This is a genomic window from Devosia beringensis (assembly GCF_014926585.1).
In the GTDB taxonomy this organism is placed as follows: domain Bacteria; phylum Pseudomonadota; class Alphaproteobacteria; order Rhizobiales; family Devosiaceae; genus Devosia; species Devosia beringensis.
The window spans coordinates 2980220-2999038 of record NZ_CP045422.1 but is presented as its reverse complement, the minus strand read 5'-3'; the positions used below and the strand labels follow the sequence as shown (position 1 = coordinate 2999038).

Sequence of the window (18819 nt, the reverse complement as noted above, 5' to 3'; positions counted from 1 at the left end):
TCCATGACCCTCACCACCCTGTTCCGCCGGCCGCTGGCCGTTCTCGCTCTGCTGTCCGCCGCCCTGCTGCCGGCTCTGCCCGCTTATGCGGTGGAGTTCCAGGACATCACCTCGCCCCAGGGCATCAACGCCTGGCTGGTGGAGGACTATGCCGTTCCCATCGTCACCATCCGCTTCTCCTTTGAGGGCGGCACCACCCAGGACCCCGTGGGCAAGGAGGGCCTGACCACCCTGCTGACCACCCTGTTCGACGAGGGGGCCGGCGACATGGACAGCGAGGCCTTCCAGATCGCGCTCGATGATGCCGGCGCCGAAATGGGCTTTGTCGCCGATACCGACGCCGTCTATGGCAGCATGCGCATGCTGGCCGACCAGCGCGACGCCGCCATCGGCCTGCTCAAGCTGGCCATCGAATCCCCGCGCTTCGACCAGAACCCGATCGACCGCATGCGCGCCCAACTGGTCACCGGCATCATCGCCGCCGCCCAGGATCCCGGCACTGCCGCCCAGCAGCAATGGGCCACCGCGCTCTATGGCGACCACCCCTATGCACGGCGCGGCGAAGGCACCCAGCAGACCCTGGCCGGCCTCACCGCCGACGACCTGCGCCAGCGCCACCAGGCCCTCTTCGCCCGCGCCAACCTCAAGGTCGCCATTGTCGGCGCCATCGACGCCGATTCCGCCTCCGCCATGCTGGATGACCTCTTCGCCAGCCTGCCGGCCGAACCCGACCTGGCGCCGATCGCCGATATCGAACCGGTCCTCGGTCAGGACCTGCGCGTTGAATACCCGCTGCCCCAGACCACCATCTTGATGGCCTATCCCGGCCTCGAGCGCGCCGATCCGGACTACTTCGCTGCCTATCTGATGACCCATATCCTGGGCGGCGACGCCTTTGGCTCGCGCCTCACCACCGAGGTGCGCGAAAAGCGCGGCCTCACCTATGGTATCTCGGCCAATCTGAGCAATCAGCTGCACAGCAATGCCCTGGTCATCGGCAGCTCGACCCGCGCCGACCGCGCCGCCGAAACGCTGGGCGTCATCGAGCAGGTGGTGGCCGACATGGCCACCCAGGGCCCCACGCCCGAGGAACTCGCCGCTGCCAAGCAATATCTCATCGGCTCCTACCCGATCGAGGAGCTGACCTCGTCCTCCTCCATCGCCAATGCGATGATCAGCCTGCAGCGCTGGGATCTGGGCATCGACTACGTCACCCGCCGCGCCGAGATGATCGACGCGGTGACCATCGCGGACGTCAAGGCCATGGCCGACAAGCTGCTGACCGCCAAGCCCACCATCCTGCAGATGGGCCCGGCGCCTGAAGCGGCGCCCGCACCGGCAACCGACGCTGCGCCCGAACCTGAAGCCGCGCCTGAACCGGGCCCGGCGCCCGAGCCAGCGCCTGCACCTGAAGCGGCCCCCGCGCCCGCCTTCTAGCGACTAGCCAAAGCAGCCGCTTCTGCCGATAGTGCGGGCAGAAGCGGCCGCCAGTGTCGCCGGGAGAACGCCTTGACCAAACCCGTCTTTGCCCGCCGCGGCCGCAGCCTTGCCGCCGGCCAGCGCGCCGAACTGACCATCATCAATGCCGATGGCAGCGACCGCACCGTCATCTTCACCGCCGATGAGGTCATCGAGGCGCCCAACTGGACGCCCGACGGCCAGACCCTGGTCTTCAATGCCGGCGGCGAGCTCTGGCGCATCCCGGCGAGCGGCGGCACCCCGGTCCGCATAGATACCGGTGACCGCCGCGATCTCAACAATGACCACGTGCTCGCCCCCGATGGTCAGACCGTCTATGTCAGCGCCGATGACGGCCATCTCTATGCCGTGCCGCTTTCGGGCGGCACGCCGCGCCGCGTCTCCAACAGCCACGCCACGCCGCACCACTATTACCTGCATGGCATCAGCCCGGATGGACTGACCTTGTCCTATGTCGCCGTCGAGGCGCCGCATGGCACCCGCCGGATCAACATCTTCACCATTCCCGCCGCCGGCGGTCCAGACACGCGCCTCACCGATCTCGACGCGCCGCATGACGGCCCGGAATATTCCCCCGACGGGCAATGGCTCTATTTCAATTCCGAGCGCAATTCGCCCGGCCACGCCCAGTGCTTCCGCATGCGGGCCGACGGCAGCGCTGTGCAGCAGCTGACCGACGACGAGCGGGTGAACTGGTTCCCCCATCCATCGCCCGACGGCACCATAGTGGTCTATCTGAGCTATCCGCCCGGCACCCAGGGCCATCCGGCCGACAAGCAGGTTATCCTGCGCGCCATGCGCCCCGATGGCAGCGACAAGCGCGACATCGTGGCGTTTTTCGGCGGTCAGGGCACCATCAACGTCAATTCCTGGGCCCCCGACAGCGCGCGCTTCGCCTATGTCGCCTATCCCAGGGAGAGCTGAAGGCGGCTAGCCGGTGAGCCCCAGCGCCTGCTTGATCGTGTCGTCCTGCTCGGTGCGCTGCACCACCACGCCCCACCAGCCCAGCCCGTCATATTCCTGGTAGCCCAGGGTCTTGGCGAAGGCGACGATATTGCCATTGCCGTCATAATAGCTGCCGCGCGCCCGCCCCTCATGGCGCAGGTCGAAGCTGGCGAAACGATGCGCCGAACTGGTCGTGGCAATCATCCTGTTGCGCGCGTCGAGCAGCATCACCTCGGTGCGTTCGGCGATCTTGGGCGGCAGGGCGGCCTCGGTCTCGACGATAGAGCGGCCCTGCGCCTGCCAGTCGAAATAGACGCCCAGCGTCCCCAGCACGGCGCCGTCTGCCCGGCCCTGGCTGCGCACCGCCGTGCTGTAGACCAGCACTTCGCGCCCGCCATGCGCGGCGCTTTCCATCACCTCGCCCACCGCATAATCGTCGCCGCTCTTGGTCGCCAGCGCCTGCCGGAACCAGGCCTCGCGCGAAAAGTCCTGCCCCAGCAGCTGCTTGGCATGCGCGCCATTGGCGCTGGCCACCACCCTGCCGCGCGCATCGGTCAGCACCAGGTCGCAGTAGACGCTGTAGAAGCGGTTGATCGTCGCCAGCCGGTCGGCGGCAAAGGCCAGCCTGCCCGGTTCCGGCTCGTCCAATGCCTCCCAGAACGCCGTATCGGTGGCCCACCAGCGCACGTCGGCGGTCCGCTCATAGAGGTTGCGCACGATCAGCTGCACCAGCGTCTGCGCCAGATCGACCAGACGGACCCCTTCCATCTCCTCGACCAGCGTTTCGCTCATCGTCCGGCTGAGCGAGATCCGCCCCATCAGCACATCCTGGAAGCGCACCGCGATATCGGCGGCCCGCTCGGCCAGGTGCTGCACCTCGTCGGCCACCACCGCAAAGCCCTTGCCGGCGTCGCCCGCCCGCGCGGCCTCGATAATGGCATTGATGGCCAGCAACTTGGTCTGCTTGACGATCTGCAGATTGTTGGTGGCGTAGCTCTGCAGCTCACTGCCAATGCCGTCCATCACGATGCGCATGGCGCGCGGCGAGGCAATAACGCCCGTCTTGCCGTTACTAGTCATGACCGTGCCCCAATTGCACCTGGTGAGAACAACAAGAATGCCTAAAATTTAATCAGTAACGCACAAGAACCAGTACTGATTTCAAAGTTGAACTATGATTCGTCATAGTAACAACTTCGTAAACAAACCTATTGCAGCCAGTGTTTTAGGTGCCAGTGGCAATTTCGCGCAGCAGCCACGCGCCAATCGGCCAGCAGGCGGTGAAGTGCCCGAGGCAGACATCGGCGAAATCCGCCCGCAGTGCCGCAATGGCCGGCATCTGGGTGCCGGCAGTCAAGCCTTCATAAAGCAGGTATTCGGCCCGCTCCTCTGGCACCGCGAAACCGCGTGGCGGGCGTTGCCGGGTTTTTTCGCCGATATCGTAATCGCCATTGGCCCGAACGGCGGCGACAGCTTCCACCAGCGCCTTGCCCGAGCGGGGCAGTTCGACCGAATGGCGAAACGATTCCAGCGTCTCCTTGTTCATGCCATGCAGGCCACAGCCCAGATGCACGCTGTCGGCGGTCAGGCGAAACCAGAAGCCCGGGCAATCCCAGCTGCGCTTCTCGCCGTGCCAGAACCACAGGTCCAGATGCGTCTTGTAGGGCCGCTTGTCCTTGGAGAACCGCACATCGCGATTGATGCGCGACTGCGAGCCATTGATCTTGGGCGAAAACTGCACGCTGGGCGACAGCGCCCGCAGGCGCGGCCCCATCTCTTCCACAAAGGCACGGCCCGCTTCGACATAGCCTGCTTCATAGAGCGCGCGGTTGTCGTCGAACCAGGCCTTCTCATTGTTGGCTGCAATGCCGCCCAGGAAATCCAGTGTCGCTTGCGGAAAGGCCATGGCGCTCACACGCCTGGCTCCAGCCAGACCGGCACCGATTTGAAGGCCGGGGTCTTGCTGCGCGGATCCACCGCCGTACCCACCAGCACATTGGCTTCCGGATAATAGGCCATGGCGCTGCCACGCGGCAGGTCGAAGGTCCGCGCCACCGCCTGCATGCGCCCGACATCGGAGGCGATCGTCACCACCTGCCCCTCGCTGACGCCGAACCCTTCCATATCCGCCGCATTGAGAAACACCGCATCACGCCCGGCATTGCCGCGATAGCTGTCGCGCTCTTCATAGATGATGGTGTTGAACTGGCCTTCGCTGCGAATGGTGGCCAGACTCAGTTGGCCCGTGCCGCTGGCGGGAATCGGCGTCACCACGAAATGCGCCTTGCCGTCAGGCGTGCCGAATTCGGGCGTGTGCATGACCCGGCTCTTGATGTGGAATTCGCGCTTGGCCACGTCGATATCGGCCAGCTCTTCCATCCCCGGCACGATCGCGGCAATGGCGTCGCGCACCTTCGCATGGGCGCTGAAGGCCTTGAAGTCGATCGGCCCGCCGGGCAGCACCCGCGCCCCGATCTCGCCCAGGATCCAGCTTTCCGGCCGCACATTCTCCAGCCGCCTAATGCCGCCATCGCTCAGCCGCACATAATTGAACATCGATTCCTGGGTGGTGGGCTCCCATTCCTCGTCACGCGCCGTCACCGGCAGCACCAGCACCTCGCCATGACCCAGCCCATGCACATGCCCCATATTGAGCGTGGTGGTGAGGAACAGCTTGAAGCCGATCGCTTCCATGGCCCGGCTGGCAAAACCGGTATCGGGTGTCGCGCCCCAGAGATTGCCGCCCATGATCACCGCACTGTCGATTGCCCCGGCTTCGGCCGCCTTGAGGCAGGCCATGGTGTCCATGCCCTTGGCTTCGGGGAAGGTCACGCCGAAGGCGGCCTCCATCTTTTCGAGCACATCCTTGGCCAGCACCGGCTTGACCCCGATCGTGCCGATGCCCTGCACATTGGAATGCCCGCGCAGCGGCAAGAGCCCGGCAAAGCGCTTGCCCACCATGCCGCGCAGCATGGCCAGGTTTGCAATCGCCTCGACATTGGCCACGCCATGAATGTGGTGCGTCATGCCCATGCCCCAGGCAAAGACGGCATGCTTGGCCCTGCCATATTGCCGCGCCAGATGGGTGATCTCCTCCCGGCTGATGCCGCAGGCCGCGGTGATCGCGTCCCAATCCAGCGCGTCGAGGTCGGCATGGAATTCGGCAAAGCCCGAACTATGCGCCGCGATGAAGCCGGTATCGGCCAGCCCCAGCTCCAGCACCGCCTTGGCGATGCCCTTCATCAGCGCAATGTCGCTGCCGATGCGCGGCTGGCAGTAATCGGAGGCGATCTCGCTGCCGCCCTTGAGCATGGAGCTTGGTGATTTCGGCACCGCGAACTTGACCAGCCCCGGCTCTTTGGCCGGGTTGATGACGATCACCTGCCCGCCCCGCTCGCGGCAGTTCTTGAGCATATGGATGAAGCGGGGATGGTTGGACGAGGGATTGGCGCCGATGACAAAGATCAGGTCGGCCCCGGTCAGGTCCTCCAGCTCGACGCTGGACGTCGCCTTGCCGATCGTCGTTGCCAGCCCCTCGCTCGTGGCCTGGTGGCAGTAATAGGAGCAATTGTTGACATTATTGGTGCCATAGGCCCGCGCCAGCAGCTGGAACAGGAACCCCGCCTCGTTGGACGAGCGCCCCGAGGAATAGAAAAAGCTGCGCTGCGGCGCGGTGGCGCCCAGCTTCTGCGCGGCATGAGCCAGGGCAAATTCCCAGTCGACCGGCACGAAGCGCTGCGCCCCGCGCGCCTTGAACAGCGGCGTGCCCAGCCGGCCCAGATGCTCCATCTCCTTGCCCGTCAGTTCGGCCAGATCGGCGATCTCATGCTCGAAGATCGGCAGCGGAATGGCGGGCTGGATATCGGTCGATTGCGCCTGCACGCTCTTGTTGCAGACCGAGGGAAATTCATTGAGCTCATTGGTCATGCCGCCGCGCTGGCCGCCCATGCCATAGGCACAGGCCTTGCAGGCGTTCTTGGCGGTCAGCGCCTTGGCGGCCTTGCCCACGCCCATGCGGCCAATGGTGGCCAGCGTATAGAGCACCTTCTTGGGCCCGCCCCCCACGATCTGCTTGCCGTCAGCCATGACCCTGCTCCCTTATTGGAGGCATTGTCGGGCCTGAAAGTTTGCGCCGCAAGGGCCGCGGCTGAAATAACGGCAGCGCCTGCCGCCTCAGTACACCGACTTCACATACATTTCCGCGGGCACCAGGCCGCGCGCATAGTCCGGATGCCGGATGCGCTCGGGCAGCACCACTTCCGGCTTGGGCACGTCGGCATAGGGAATGGCACTCAGCAGATGGGCAATGGTATTGAGCCGCGCCCGCTTCTTGTCATCGGCATCGACGATCCACCACGGCGATTCCGCCGTATGGGTGCGCGCCAGCATGTCTTCCTTGGCCTTGGTATAGTCCTCCCAGTGGCGCCGCGATTCCATATCCATGGGCGACAGCTTCCACTGTTTGAGCGGATCGTCGATGCGCATGCGGAAGCGGAATTCCTGCTCTTCATTGCTGATCGAGAACCAGAACTTGATCAGGATGATGCCCGAGCCGATCAGCATGCGCTCGAAATCGGGCACGGTGCGGAAGAACTCCTCGAGCTCGGACGGACTGCAGAAGCCCATCACCCGCTCGACGCCGGCCCGGTTGTACCAGGAGCGGTCGAACAGCACCATTTCGCCCGCGGCCGGCAAATGGGGCACATAGCGCTGGAAATACCACTGCGTCTTTTCCCGGTCGCTCGGGGCCGGCAGCGCTACCACCCGGCAGACACGCGGATTGAGCCGCTGGGTAATGCGCTTGATGGCGCCGCCCTTGCCCGCCGAATCCCGACCCTCGAACACCACGGCCACCTTGAGCCGGTGATGGGCGATCCAGTCCTGCAGACGCACCAGTTCGTGCTGCATGCGGAACAGTTCGCGGAAATAGATCCGCCGGTCCAGCGTCTTGCCGCCCGGCCGTGCCTCGCCACCGGCCAGTGCCTCGATCTGCTCGTCCTCGAACTGCAGCTCCAGCTCTTCATCAAGACTGTCGGTGATTTCCGCGCGGATCCGATCGAGGTCACTTTGGCTGGCGAAGTCACGCATGGGCAGCTCTCCGTTTTGCGCGCCACTACACACAGCCAGATTACACTTTTGTGACTTCGAGCTGGCCAAGCAGTGGCAAAATCGCTCCGGTGGAGCGATTTTAGGGTCGAAGGCCATGAGAGCTACGCTCGAATGGCAGGAACCTGCCCGCTTCGCGGCATAATCCCGCCCAGCCATAACCCGCCACACAGGGGACCTACTCCCCCTGCGGCGCGATCCGTATCAGTCGCCCATTATCCGCGTCGGTGATCACGTAGATCGCCCCGTCCGGCCCGGTCTTGACGTCGCGGATCCGCCCCAGCTGGCCTTCGAACAGCCGTTCTTCGCCGACAATGGCATCGCCCTCCATATCGAGCCGCACCAGCACATGGCCGCTGAGCCCGCCGGTCAGCAGGTCGCCCTGCCAGCCCGGCAGCAGCGCGCCATCATAAAAATCGAGCCCCGAAGGCGAGATCGACGGGTCCCAATAGGTCAGCGGCTGCTCCAGCCCCGGCTTTTCCGTGCCTTCCCCGATCGACAGCCCGGAATAGTCCTGGCCATAGGAGATTACCGGCCAGCCATAATTGCCGCCCGGCTGCGGATTGTTGACCTCGTCGCCGCCGCGCGCGCCATGCTCGACGGTGAACAATTGCCCGTCCGCCCGCAGCGTTGCGCCCTGCGGATTGCGATGACCTTTGCTCCACAGCTCCGGCGCCCAGCCGTCCGGCCGCGGATTGTCCGCCGGCACCGCGCCGTCCGGCGCAATCCGCACCACCGAGCCTGCATGATCGCCAAAGTCCTGGGCGCGGTTCTGGTCGCCGCGATCGCCCACCGTCACGAAGAGGTTGCCATCGAGCCCCACCACCACGCGTGAACCGAAATGCCGGTTGGTGGTGGTGAACTTGTTCATCCGGAAGATCACCTGCTGGTCTTCCAGCCTTCCGCTATCGCCCTCCAGCACCAGCCGCGCCGCCATCACCGCCGTGCCCTGCCCGCGCTGCTGGCCGGCATGGGCCGCGGTTTCGGCAAAGCTGAGATAAATCCGGCCGCTCTCGGCAAAGTCCGGCGCCAGCGCCACATCGAGCAGGCCGCCCTGCCCCTGGTCATAGACCTCGGGCGTCCCCACGACCGGCGCGCCGGCCACGCCCTCGGTCAGCACCAGCAACTGCCCGCTGCGCTCGGTCACCAGCAGCCGCCCATCGGGCAGGAAGGCCAGCGCCCAGGGATGGTCGAGCCCCTCGGCCAGCACCTGTGCCTGCAGCGGTCCGGCGCTCGACTCCATGCTTTGGGCAAAGGCGGGCGTGGACAGCAGCAGCGACAGCGCGACAACATAGGCTGGAACATAGGCTGGCGAACGCATGGTTGGGCCTCTCATTGCGGGCTTCCGGCTTGAAAGCGCGTGTGGACATGACCATCTTCCTGACCACACCGGCTTGACCGCAACGCGGCAGCCGGGCAATTTGAGCCCGCTCTCCCCTAAAACTTATCGTGAAGCATAAGCCGAACGGATTTTGGCTGGGGTGAAAGCTATTGTCTGACGTGCCGATTGGAGGCGACGAAAATGGAAAAGATCCCGATGACAGTGGGCGGCCAGAAGGCCCTGGCTGCCGAATACGAGCTTCGCACTGCCACCGAGCGCCGCCGCATTGTCGAGGCGATCTCGGAAGCGCGCGCTCACGGCGATCTGTCCGAAAACGCCGAATATCATGCCGCCAAGGAACAGCAGAGCCTCAATGAGGGTCGCATCAAGGAGCTCGAGACCATTCTTGCGCTCGCCGACGTCATTGATGTGTCCAAGGTCAGCGGCAGCACCGTCAAGTTCGGCGCCACCGTGACCTATATCGATGAGAACACCGAGGAAGAAAAGACCTACCAGGTCGTCGGCGATCCGGAGGCGGATGCCTCGGCCGGTCGCATCTCGATTTCCTCGCCGATTGCGCGCGCCATGATTGGCAAGTCAGAGGGCGATTCGTTCGAGGTGGCGGCTCCCGGCGGGGCCCGCAGCTTCGAAATCATCAAAATCGTCTATGCCTGACGCCCTGGAATTGGGCATTTGCTCACCATAAGTGTGACATTTTCGTACGTTCCCACAGGCCCGTGCCTGGCGGCTGGACAGTTTGCCTTGAAAGAGAACGCCTTCGGCCCTTAACTAGGGTCGCGGGAGTACTCCCATTAGTCGGAGAGCGTTGCGATGCACGCCAAAGTCGTCATCATCGGGTCCGGCCCTGCCGGTTACACGGCCGCCATCTATGCCGCGCGCGCCATGCTTGAACCCATCATGATCCAGGGCCTGCAGCCCGGCGGCCAGCTGACCATCACCACCGATGTGGAAAACTATCCCGGCTTCGCCGATGTGGTGCAGGGCCCCTGGCTGATGGACCAGATGAAGGCGCAGGCCGAGCATGTCGGCACGCGCTTTGTCAGCGACATCATCACCCATGTCGATTTTGACCGCCGCCCCTTCGTGCTGACCGGCCATGATGGCGAGATCTACACCGCCGACAGCGTCATCATTTCCACGGGCGCCCAGGCCAAGTGGCTGGGCCTGCCCAGCGAGCAGAAATTCCAGGGCTTTGGCGTCTCCGCCTGCGCCACCTGCGATGGCTTCTTCTATCGCAACAAGGAAGTGCTCGTGGTCGGCGGCGGCAATACCGCGGTCGAGGAAGCCTTGTTCCTGACCAACTTCGCCTCCAAGGTGATTGTGGTGCACCGCCGTGACGAGTTCCGCGCCGAACGCATCCTGCAGGAGCGTCTGTTCAAGAACCCCAAGATCGAAGTGCGCTGGAATACCGAAATTGCCGAAGTCGGCGGCTCCGCCATGCCACCCTCGGTCAATACCGTGACCCTGCGCGACCTGGCGCTCAACCGCACCTATGAACAGCCCATTGACGGCATCTTCATCGCCATCGGCCACGCCCCGGCCACGGCGATCTTTGCCGGCAAGCTCGACATGAAGCCCGGTGGCTATCTGCAGGTCAAACCCGGCACCTGCCAGACCAATATACCCGGCGTCTTTGCCGCCGGTGACGTGACCGACGATGTCTATCGTCAGGCCGTCACCGCCGCCGGCATGGGCTGCATGGCGGCGCTCGATGCCGAACGTTTTCTCGCCGAACACGAACTCGCCGAGGCGGCGGAGTAGCTCGACCGACGACCCAAATAGAAAGCGTCAAAAGACATGCTCGACTGGGACAAACTGCGCATCTTCCACACCGCCGCCGAGTCGGGCAGTTTCACCCATGCCGCTGAAAAGCTCGGCATGAGCCAGTCGGCCGTCAGCCGGCAGATTTCCGCCCTAGAAGATGACCTGGGGCTCAAGCTGTTCATCCGCCATGCCCGTGGCCTGGTGCTCACCGAGGTGGGCGAGCAGCTGTTCCGCACCGCCCACCGCATGCACTGGGAACTCCAGCAGGTGGAAACCCAGATGTCCGAGAGTCAGGACACGCCCACCGGCCCCCTCATCGTCACCACCACGGTGGGCATCGGCTCGGCCTGGCTCAGCTCGCGCCTCAACGAATTTCTCAAGCTCTATCCGCTGATCCAGCTCGAAATCCGCCTCAACGACGCCGAGCTCGACCTGGCCATGCGCGAGGCCGACGTGGCCATCCGCCTACACCGCCCCAACCAGTCCGAGATGATCCAGCGCAAGCTGTTCACGGTGCACAACCACTTCTACGCCTCGCGCACCTATCTCGAGGAGTTCGGCACGCCCACCAGCGCCGAGCAGCTCGACGAGCATCGCATTGTCAGCTTCGGCGAGCCGGTACCGTCCTATCTGGGCGACATCAACTTCCTCGAACATATGGGCCGCAGCGATTCCAGCCCGCGCCGTGCCTCGCTCAAGGTCAATGCCATCTATGGCATGATGCAGGCCTGCCGCGCCGGCGTCGGCATCGCCATGCTGCCTGACTACGTGGTTGAAGAAGACGACAGCCTGGTCCAGCTCATGCCCGAGACCGAACTGCCGGCCTACGAGGCCTTCTTCGTCTATCCCCCGGCCCTGAAGAATTCCAAGCGCGTCGGCGTCTTCCGCGACTTCCTCGTCGCCAAGGCGCGCGAGTGGAGCTTCTAGCGTTCCGCCATCCCCAAGCGCAGATCATTCCACTGCAGCATCTTGCGGCGAGCAGGGCGTGAGAACTGCCGTCGAATGGCACTTCCAACGGCCTGCTTCATACCCGGCCGCGCGGGCCTGACGCCTGAAAAAGCGCCGCGCAGCCTGATATTCAGGCCCCACCCGCCCGACTGATCCGCTCCACTTGTCATTGATATGACAGGATTATTCCAAACTCCATGCGGTCAGTGCATAGCTATTATACGCATTGCACGATTGTTAGGCACGGCCCCTCCCCCTATATCCCGTCCAGCACAGCAGGCGCTTCTCCTCCCTCCCTTGCGCCTCCTGCGTTCCCTCCTTGTGGGGACTTGTTCCCACATCCTTGTGGCTCCGCTCTCCCCTCGGGCGGGGCCACATTTGTCTTGAGCGGCCTGCATCCTCTGCATGGCTGACATGTTACACCTCCCATTGCCGACCATACGGGTAGAGTTCATAAGGGGCGTGTCGCTGAGGCGCGTTCCATATCCTCCTCCCTTGGAACAAGTATCGTGACACCGAACCGGGATCGTATCCTCCTCCCTCGATCCAGGTTCACCGACAGGGCGCATATCCTCCTCCCTTGCCCCCTGTCCTACTTTCGATTTGGCTTCGGCCCTATCATCAGCCCTGTCTCCGGACAGGGCTTTTTTTTGCCCTTCCGGGCGATCTGAGCGAGCAAGGTCATGCGACCTGAGGGCGAATGGACCGGATCAAAGCAACCTACGGCTCACGACTGCGTTACTTCCTCGCGCGGCAAACGCGTCATTGGAGAGTTACGTGGGCACATCCGTTCTAATCAGCATCCTGATCACCTTCCTGGTGGTCGTTCTCGTTCTCTGGCTCGTCCAGCGCCTGCCCATCGAGGGTGGCCTGCGCCAGATCATCCAGATCGTGGTGATTGTCATCGGCGTCATCGCGCTGCTGCGTTATCTCGCCGTATTCTAGCGCCTCGCGCTGGCCGGCACGTACCAGGCTGCGGCCCGATCGCGCATCGGGCCGCTACCCGCCCGCGCCGCCTGCTTGACAACTTGTCGCTGTGTCAAATGCATGGCAGGCATGTTGATGTATCTATTGCTGACCATCCGGTCAAAATCTATATGTGTACCTGTCGCTGGTGAAGCCGCTCCGTATCCTCCTCCCTCGGACCCGCTTCTTGCGACACGATCTTGAGCTGCATCCTCCTCCCGCGGCTCGGGGTCACTGGTCCGGCGCATATCCTCCTCCCTTGCGCAGGGCCCTACTTACGATTTGGCTTCGGCCCTATCATTGGGCTCCAACTTCGGTTGGAGCCTCTTTTTTTGCCTGTATCCCCGCAGCCGTTCAGCCCGCCGCCAAATCTGCATGGCAGCGTTTCCCATTGCGCGTTTGTACCATTGCGCACGCTGGCCGATAATCAAGCCATCAGTTTCGCGGCGCCCATCCTGCCGCACCTCCAAGGTCAGACGCTTCGGCGGATGACCCGTTGGCCCTGCCCTCCCCTCGGGCGGGGCCTTTTCATTTGTGCCATTTCTGCACGATACCCGGCAAATCCTGCCGCCTGCGACACATCCTGGCTCAGCCGCCCCATTGATTCTGCTCGCTTTTCTCCGGCATAGCGCTTGCATGGGATTGGCCAGATCGAATGCAGGAGGCCAGCATGGTAGCCATCGGCGCCGCTTACCCCACCACCGCCTATACGACCTATGGGCAGACCCCGAGCTCGGCCACGGCCGCCACCAGCAGCAGCGCCAGCGCCAGCGCAGCGGCCAGTCCCGCCGACAGCGCCGCCACCTCGGTGACCCTCTCCAGCGCCGCCCAGGCCGCCCTGGCGGTCAAGGATTTCGCCACTGTACTTTCCGAGGCGCGGTCCAAGCTGACGGCTCTGCTGATCGAAGCCGGCCGCACCTCGCCGCTCAAGGATGACAAGCTGGCCGTCGACCTGTCCGGGCTCGACCAGCGCGAGCTCTTCGCCATGGCCAGCGATGACAGCTTCAGCGCCGACGAACAGGCCGCTGCCGGTCTTGAAATGCAGCACCGCTTCGAGGCCGCCATGGCCGGCCCGGCCGGCGTCGCCCAGGTCACCGGCAATTTCACCGCCCTCTACAAGGCCGCCGCCACCTATCTCGACAGCCTTGGCCCCGAGGAAAAGGCCGGCGCCGACTGGATCGCCGGCCGCGCCGCCATCACCGAGGGCCTCAAGCAGCTGGCCACCAATCCCAAGACCATGCCCGAAACCAGCGAGGCCGATCCCGTCCAGCTCTATCTGGCGCTGGTCAATGCCGGCGGCGCCCAGCAGCAGGACATTGCCGACATCGCTGCCGGGGCACGCAAGTCGCTCGATACGCTCTATGCCGACGCCATCAAGGCCGGCAAGGCGCCAACCTTCAACAAGAACACCATTGCCGGCACCTATATCGACCTGTCGGGCCTGCCCAGCCGGACCCTCTCGGCCATCGCCCTCAATACCGGCGAACAGTTCAGCACGGCTGAAGTGGACGAGGCCAAGGCTGCCCTGCGCACCAAGTCGGGCGCCGCCTTGCTGGCCGGCTTCCAGAACGCCGCCAAATCCAGCGACCCCACCGCCTTTTCCCAGAACATCATCTCGATCTTTTCCTCGATGAGCGCCGAGGAACGCCAGGCCGCCGGCTGGAGCGACAATTTCTACGCAGCCGCCGTGCAGAGCTATGAGAGCACCAGCAAGCTGACCCAGATGTTCGCCGAGGCGGGCGGAGACAGCACGGGGTTCATGAGCTGGATGGGCAAGTAGCGGTCAGGCAGAGCACACTGGCTCGGCCAACCCACCGCGCGTCACCCTCGGGCTTGACCCGAGGGCTCTTCACTTGCCAGACGCAGTAAGGACAGTCCCCTCGGGTCGGGCCCGAGGGTGACGACCGCGCTTAAGTAAACGCCTCCTACGCAATCCCCGCGCAGAACCCCTGGATCCGCTTGATCGCCTCTTCCAGTTCCGCATTGCTCGCCGCATAGCTCAGGCGGAAATGCCCCTTCAGGCCGAAAGCCGCGCCATGCACCAGCGCCACGCCGGTCTCTTCCAGCAGTGCCAGCACGAAATCCTCGTCGGTCACCAGCTTGGTCCCACCCGCCGAGGTCTTGCCCAGCAGCCGCTGGCACGACGGAAACACGTAGAACGCCCCTTCCGGGGTCAGGCAATCGAGCCCGGTATTGGCATTGAGCCCGGCCACCACCATGTCGCGCCGCGCCTGGAACACCGCGCGCCATTCGGTGAGGAAGTCCTGCGAGCCGTTCAGCGCCGCCACCGCCGCCCATTGCGAGATCGAGGTCGGGCAGCTGGTCGATTGCCCCTGCAGCTTGGTCATCGCCGCCAGCAATGGCCGCGGCCCGGTGCAATAGCCGATGCGCCAGCCGGTCATGGCATGCGACTTGGACACGCCATTCATCGTCAGCGTCCGCGGCTGCAGTTTCGGCTCCACCTGGGCAATGGTGGCAAAGCTGCCCCCGTCATAGACCAGCACTTCATAGATATCATCGGTGAGGATATGCACCTGCGGATGGGTCAGCAGCACATCGGCCAGCGCCCGCAACTCGGTCGCCGAATAGGCCGCGCCGGTCGGGTTGGACGGGCTGCCCAGGATCAGCCACTTGGTCTGGGGCGATATCGCCGCCTCCAGCGCCGCCGGTGACAGCTTGAAGCCGGTCGAGGCGTCGGCCACGGCGAATACCGGCGTGGCGCCGCACAGCCGCACGATTTCCGGATAGCTCACCCAATAGGGCACCGGCACCACAACCTCGTCGCCCGGATTGAGCGTGGCCAGCAGCGCGTTGAAGATGATCTGCTTGCCGCCCGAACTGACAAAGCAGTCCGCTGCGGTGACCTCAAGCCCGTTGTCGCGACGAAACTTGGCCGCGACGGCTTCCTTGAGCTCGGGAATGCCATCGACATCGGTATAGCGCGTCTTGCCCCCGTCGATCGCCGCCTTGGCGGCGTCGCGCACATGCAGTGGCGTATCGAAGTCCGGCTCCCCGGCCGAGAGCGCGATGATATCGCGCCCCTGCTGCGCCAGCAGGCGCGCCTTCTGGCTGATCGCCACCGTCGCCGACGGCGCCACCCGCGCCAGTGCCTCGGACAAGAACCCCATCATCAACTCCCCGGAAAACCCGGACGCAGTGATAGTGGCTGCCGCCATGCCAGGCAAGCCGATCGGCTAGATTCCGATGCCGTCCTGCTTGCGCAGCACCACGCCCACCACCCGCCAGCCGACACCGGCCTCGTCTTCGAGCCGATAGACCGCTTCGTAGAGGCCCTGGTCGGGCCCCACGAGCAGCACCACCTGCACCACGGCCGTGTCGCTCAGCCGGCTGAACGTGCCAAAGCTGTGCGACCGCGACTGCGCCACCGGCGCATAGCCGCTCGCCAGGATGGCTACGTAGAATTGCTCCGGTTGCCCCTCGAACTGGGCGCGGAACCCGGCTCCCGCCAGTGCCAGCGCCGCCGCGCCATCCACCGCGCGGAGCGCTTCGATCTGCCCTGTCACCGTCGCCTGCCAGGGCGCTGCATCGTCCTGCGCTGCACTGGGCAGCGTCAGCATTACCATCACCATCAAGGCCAGAAACATGCGCATGTCAGCCTCCTTCGCGCGGCACTGCGGAACCCGTTGCCACAGTTTTGCCGCGAAATGGTACGCCCGCCACCCCAATCACTACAAACTCGAACCGCATTCGCATGGCTAATTGCCGTCACTGCGAGTTCAAGGAAAGGCGTCGATCCCATGCAAGAAGCTACGTCTCCCAAGCGCAGAAGTTTCAGCCTCTACGCCGTTGTGTCGGCAGCCCTGCTCAGCGTCGGCGTCATCGTCGCCATCCTGGCAGGCGTCTCGCCGGCAAGCGCCGCGTCCCTGGCCACCAATCCGGAAGCCCAGGTCATGGTCTTCATGGTGCCGCTGACCATTCTGGTGCTCGTCATGCTGTTTGAAGTGGCGCGCTTTGCCCTGCGCAATGTCGCCCTGCCGGCCGAGACCAAGCCGCGCCGGCAGGTCCGCCGCTACTGGTCGCCCGGCCATAACGAGGGCTGATCGCCCCTTACTGTTCATCTAAGCCTCCTGACCACCTCATGGGCCAGCCTCGCGCTGGCCCATTTTTTTGCGCCCTCCCCTTCGACCAAGCGCCTATTGCCCGGACCCGGCGACAGGTCCAGTGTCAGGGTGAGGAGGACCAAGCAATGTTTGTCGACACGATCCTGCAATCCAAGGGCGCCCAGGTGCATACCCTGGACCAGGCCGGCACCCTGGCCGATGCCGTGGCGCTGCTCAACGCCAACAATATCGGCGCCGTTGTCATCACCGGCCCCGGCAATGCCATTGCCGGCATTCTCTCCGAGCGCGACATTGTCCGCCGCCTCGGCACCGATCCGGCCCGGGCACTGGCGCTGCCCATCGCCGAATGCATGACGCGCGGCGTGCTCACCTGCGAGCGCACCACCCCCATTGCCGAGGTCATGGAATCAATGACGCGCCACCGCATCCGCCACATGCCGGTGGCCGAGGCCGGCAAGCTGCTCGGCATCATTTCCATCGGCGACGTGGTCAAGCTCAAGATCGAGGAAGCCGAGCGCGAGGCCGCCGAACTGCGCGACTATATCGCCAGCTGAGGCCCAAACGGCAACGGGCCCCGCCACAGCGGAGCCCGTCATCATGCTCTGATCATCAGTTCTTAGTGCCCCAGCACCTTGGCCATGGCACCGGGTTGGTCATGCACCGCCAGCTCGTCCATGATGGTGGCGCTCGCGTCGTTCATCCCCACCAGCTCCACCACGACCCCTTCGCGCCGGAATTTCAGCACCGCCATGTCCACGGCATTGACCCCGGTCAGGTCCCAGATATGGGCCTTGGAAACATCGATGCGCACCCGCTCGAGCTTTTCCTTGAAGTCCATCGCCTCGAGGAAATCCTCGGCCGAGGCGAAAAACAGCTGCCCTTCGACCAGATAATCGCGCGCGCGGCCATCCGCGGTCAGCACCGAACTGACGCGGAAGATCTGCGAGACCTTCCAGGCAAAGAATATCCCCGACATCAGCACGCCCACGCCGACGCCCAGCGCCAGGTTATGCGTGCCCACCACGGTGATCACCGTGGCCAGCATGACCAGGCTCGAGCGGCGCGGATGCTTGCGCAGGTCATTGAGCGAACCCCAGCTGAAGGTGCCGATCGACACCATGATCATGATCGCCACCAAAGCTGGCATGGGGATCAGCCCGACAATGTCGCCCAGCACCAGCAGCAGGAAGAGGAGGAAGGCCCCGGCGGTAAAGGTCGATAGCCGCCCGCGGCCGCCCGATTTCACATTGATCACCGACTGCCCGATCATGGCGCAGCCCGCCATGCCGCCGAAGAAGCCGCTGGCAATATTGGCAATGCCCTGGCCCACGCTCTCGCGGTTCTTGTCGCTCTTGGTATCGGTCATCTGGTCGACGATCGAGGCGGTGAGCAGGCTTTCGAGCAGGCCCACGGCGGCCACCGCGATCGAGGTCGGCAGGATGATCCACAGTGTTTCGAGGTTAAGCGGAATCTGCGGGAACAGCAGCATGGGCAGCGCATTGGGCAATTCGCCCAGATCGCCCACCGTGCGCGTATCGATCCCCAGCAGCAGGCCGGCAACCGTCAGCACCACGATGCAGACCAGCGGCGAGGGGATCGCCCGGGTGAGGCGCGGGAAGAGGTAAATCACCGCCAGCCCCGCCGCGATCATCACATAGCTTTCCCATGTCACGCCGAGCAGTTCGGGCAGCTGCGCCATGAAGATCAGGATGGCCAGCGCATTGACGAAGCCGGTCATCACCGAGCGCGAGACAAAGCGCATGATATTGCCCACCCGCAGCCAGCCGGCCGCAATCTGCAGCACGCCGGCCAGGATGGTGGCGGCCAGCAGATATTGCAGGCCATGCTCGCGCACCAGCGTGCCGAACAATACCGCCGTCGCCGCCGTGGCGGCCGAGATCATGGCGGGGCGCCCGCCGGCAAAAGAAATCACGATGGCAATCACCACCGAAGCATAGAGCCCCACCTTGGGGTCGACCCCGGCAATGATGGAAAAGCCGATGGCCTCGGGGATCAGGGCCAGCGCCACCACGATGCCCGCCAGCACGTCGCCGCGCACATTGGAGAGCCAGTCGCGGCGGAGAGTTTCGATAAAGGTCATGTTGAGAATATCCAGACGTCTCGATGCGGCAGCCCCTTTGGGGCCGGCGGCGATGGGAGCGTTTTGACTGGAGTGTCCGGCGGATT

At 64.4% G+C, this 18819-nt stretch carries 17 protein-coding genes and 1 other annotated feature (1 of these 18 running past the window's edge); of the genes, 9 read left to right on the top strand and 8 right to left on the bottom strand.

Annotation, left to right across the window (positions count from 1 at the left end):
- Positions 1-3: 3 nt before the first annotated feature.
- Positions 4-1437 (top strand): M16 family metallopeptidase, encoded by a 1434-nt coding sequence (locus GDR53_RS14620; RefSeq protein WP_193335195.1) that lies wholly within the window; start codon positions 4-6, stop codon positions 1435-1437.
- A gap of 72 nt (positions 1438-1509) precedes the next feature.
- Positions 1510-2403, top strand: coding sequence for a TolB family protein (locus GDR53_RS14615; protein WP_193335194.1), 894 nt, complete (start codon positions 1510-1512; stop codon positions 2401-2403).
- 6 nt (positions 2404-2409) lie between these two features.
- On the opposite strand, the gene GDR53_RS14610 is transcribed toward GDR53_RS14615, so the two are convergent.
- The 5 genes from GDR53_RS14610 to GDR53_RS14590 all read right to left on the bottom strand — a co-directional run bounded on the left by GDR53_RS14610 (position 2410) and on the right by GDR53_RS14590 (position 8851).
- Positions 2410-3504 carry a methyl-accepting chemotaxis protein gene (locus GDR53_RS14610; protein ID WP_193335193.1) on the bottom strand — a complete coding sequence of 365 codons (1095 nt, stop codon included), beginning with the start codon at positions 3502-3504 and terminating at the stop codon, positions 2410-2412.
- A 145-nt stretch (positions 3505-3649) separates the two neighbouring features.
- Positions 3650-4330 (bottom strand): DUF2461 domain-containing protein, encoded by a 681-nt coding sequence (locus GDR53_RS14605; RefSeq protein ID WP_210321338.1) that lies wholly within the window; start codon positions 4328-4330, stop codon positions 3650-3652.
- Positions 4331-4335: 5 nt separating this feature from the next.
- Positions 4336-6510: an FdhF/YdeP family oxidoreductase gene (locus GDR53_RS14600; protein WP_193335191.1), complete on the bottom strand. Its 2175-nt coding sequence runs from the start codon at positions 6508-6510 to the stop codon at positions 4336-4338.
- An 87-nt stretch (positions 6511-6597) separates the two neighbouring features.
- Positions 6598-7512, bottom strand: a complete 915-nt coding sequence (gene ppk2 / locus GDR53_RS14595) for a polyphosphate kinase 2 (protein WP_193335190.1) — start codon at positions 7510-7512, stop codon at positions 6598-6600.
- A 196-nt stretch (positions 7513-7708) separates the two neighbouring features.
- Complete coding sequence (locus tag GDR53_RS14590; protein WP_193335189.1) at positions 7709-8851, bottom strand: PQQ-dependent sugar dehydrogenase; 1143 nt, start codon at positions 8849-8851, stop codon at positions 7709-7711.
- Positions 8852-9052: 201 nt separating this feature from the next.
- On the opposite strand from GDR53_RS14590, the gene greA reads away from it, so the two are divergent.
- From greA to GDR53_RS14565, 5 genes are all read left to right on the top strand, one after another.
- The gene (gene greA / locus GDR53_RS14585; protein WP_193335188.1) at positions 9053-9526 is read left to right on the top strand and encodes a transcription elongation factor GreA; all 474 of its coding nucleotides are present in this window, start codon (positions 9053-9055) and stop codon (positions 9524-9526) included.
- A 156-nt stretch (positions 9527-9682) separates the two neighbouring features.
- Entirely contained in the window at positions 9683-10633 is a 951-nt protein-coding gene (gene trxB / locus GDR53_RS14580; RefSeq protein WP_193335187.1) for a thioredoxin-disulfide reductase, read from the top strand.
- A gap of 36 nt (positions 10634-10669) precedes the next feature.
- Positions 10670-11563 carry a LysR family transcriptional regulator gene (locus GDR53_RS14575; protein ID WP_193335186.1) on the top strand — a complete coding sequence of 298 codons (894 nt, stop codon included), beginning with the start codon at positions 10670-10672 and terminating at the stop codon, positions 11561-11563.
- Positions 11564-12361: 798 nt separating this feature from the next.
- Positions 12362-12529 (top strand): Thivi_2564 family membrane protein, encoded by a 168-nt coding sequence (locus tag GDR53_RS14570; protein ID WP_193335185.1) that lies wholly within the window; start codon positions 12362-12364, stop codon positions 12527-12529.
- Between the two features lie 691 nt (positions 12530-13220).
- Positions 13221-14330, top strand: coding sequence for a hypothetical protein (locus GDR53_RS14565; RefSeq protein ID WP_193335184.1), 1110 nt, complete (start codon positions 13221-13223; stop codon positions 14328-14330).
- A gap of 145 nt (positions 14331-14475) precedes the next feature.
- Here the strand turns inward: GDR53_RS14565 and GDR53_RS14560 are convergent, their stop codons facing one another.
- Complete coding sequence (locus GDR53_RS14560; RefSeq protein WP_193335183.1) at positions 14476-15678, bottom strand: pyridoxal phosphate-dependent aminotransferase; 1203 nt, start codon at positions 15676-15678, stop codon at positions 14476-14478.
- Positions 15679-15744: 66 nt separating this feature from the next.
- Complete coding sequence (locus GDR53_RS14555; RefSeq protein WP_193335182.1) at positions 15745-16161, bottom strand: DUF4864 domain-containing protein; 417 nt, start codon at positions 16159-16161, stop codon at positions 15745-15747.
- A gap of 147 nt (positions 16162-16308) precedes the next feature.
- Between GDR53_RS14555 and GDR53_RS14550 the strand changes: the two genes are divergently transcribed.
- The gene (locus GDR53_RS14550; RefSeq protein WP_193335181.1) at positions 16309-16611 is read left to right on the top strand and encodes a hypothetical protein; all 303 of its coding nucleotides are present in this window, start codon (positions 16309-16311) and stop codon (positions 16609-16611) included.
- Between the two features lie 146 nt (positions 16612-16757).
- The gene (locus tag GDR53_RS14545) at positions 16758-17186 is read left to right on the top strand and encodes a CBS domain-containing protein (protein WP_193335180.1); all 429 of its coding nucleotides are present in this window, start codon (positions 16758-16760) and stop codon (positions 17184-17186) included.
- Between the two features lie 62 nt (positions 17187-17248).
- Here GDR53_RS14545 and GDR53_RS14540 read toward each other — a convergent pair whose 3' ends face one another.
- Positions 17249-18733: a SulP family inorganic anion transporter gene (locus GDR53_RS14540; protein ID WP_193335179.1), complete on the bottom strand. Its 1485-nt coding sequence runs from the start codon at positions 18731-18733 to the stop codon at positions 17249-17251.
- 70 nt (positions 18734-18803) lie between these two features.
- Positions 18804-18819: a sequence feature (sul1 is cis-regulatory element that is thought to sense ions involved in sulfur or methionine metabolism; They are found in Alphaproteobacteria), on the bottom strand; it runs 40 nt beyond the window's last position.

Excerpts from the sequence above, each read along its gene's own strand:
- GDR53_RS14620 (WP_193335195.1), top strand. The coding sequence starts at position 4 with ATGACCCTCACCACCCTGTTCCGCCGGCCGCTGGCCGTTCTCGCTCTG.
- GDR53_RS14610 (WP_193335193.1), bottom strand. The coding sequence starts at position 3,504 with ATGACTAGTAACGGCAAGACGGGCGTTATTGCCTCGCCGCGCGCCATG.
- GDR53_RS14605 (WP_210321338.1), bottom strand. The coding sequence starts at position 4,330 with ATGGCCTTTCCGCAAGCGACACTGGATTTCCTGGGCGGCATTGCAGCC.
- GDR53_RS14600 (WP_193335191.1), bottom strand. The coding sequence starts at position 6,510 with ATGGCTGACGGCAAGCAGATCGTGGGGGGCGGGCCCAAGAAGGTGCTC.
- ppk2 (WP_193335190.1), bottom strand. The coding sequence starts at position 7,512 with ATGCGTGACTTCGCCAGCCAAAGTGACCTCGATCGGATCCGCGCGGAA.
- GDR53_RS14590 (WP_193335189.1), bottom strand. The coding sequence starts at position 8,851 with ATGCGTTCGCCAGCCTATGTTCCAGCCTATGTTGTCGCGCTGTCGCTG.
- greA (WP_193335188.1), top strand. The coding sequence starts at position 9,053 with ATGGAAAAGATCCCGATGACAGTGGGCGGCCAGAAGGCCCTGGCTGCC.
- trxB (WP_193335187.1), top strand. The coding sequence starts at position 9,683 with ATGCACGCCAAAGTCGTCATCATCGGGTCCGGCCCTGCCGGTTACACG.
- GDR53_RS14575 (WP_193335186.1), top strand. The coding sequence starts at position 10,670 with ATGCTCGACTGGGACAAACTGCGCATCTTCCACACCGCCGCCGAGTCG.
- GDR53_RS14565 (WP_193335184.1), top strand. The coding sequence starts at position 13,221 with ATGGTAGCCATCGGCGCCGCTTACCCCACCACCGCCTATACGACCTAT.
- GDR53_RS14560 (WP_193335183.1), bottom strand. The coding sequence starts at position 15,678 with ATGGGGTTCTTGTCCGAGGCACTGGCGCGGGTGGCGCCGTCGGCGACG.
- GDR53_RS14555 (WP_193335182.1), bottom strand. The coding sequence starts at position 16,161 with ATGCGCATGTTTCTGGCCTTGATGGTGATGGTAATGCTGACGCTGCCC.
- GDR53_RS14550 (WP_193335181.1), top strand. The coding sequence starts at position 16,309 with ATGCAAGAAGCTACGTCTCCCAAGCGCAGAAGTTTCAGCCTCTACGCC.
- GDR53_RS14545 (WP_193335180.1), top strand. The coding sequence starts at position 16,758 with ATGTTTGTCGACACGATCCTGCAATCCAAGGGCGCCCAGGTGCATACC.
- GDR53_RS14540 (WP_193335179.1), bottom strand. The coding sequence starts at position 18,733 with ATGACCTTTATCGAAACTCTCCGCCGCGACTGGCTCTCCAATGTGCGC.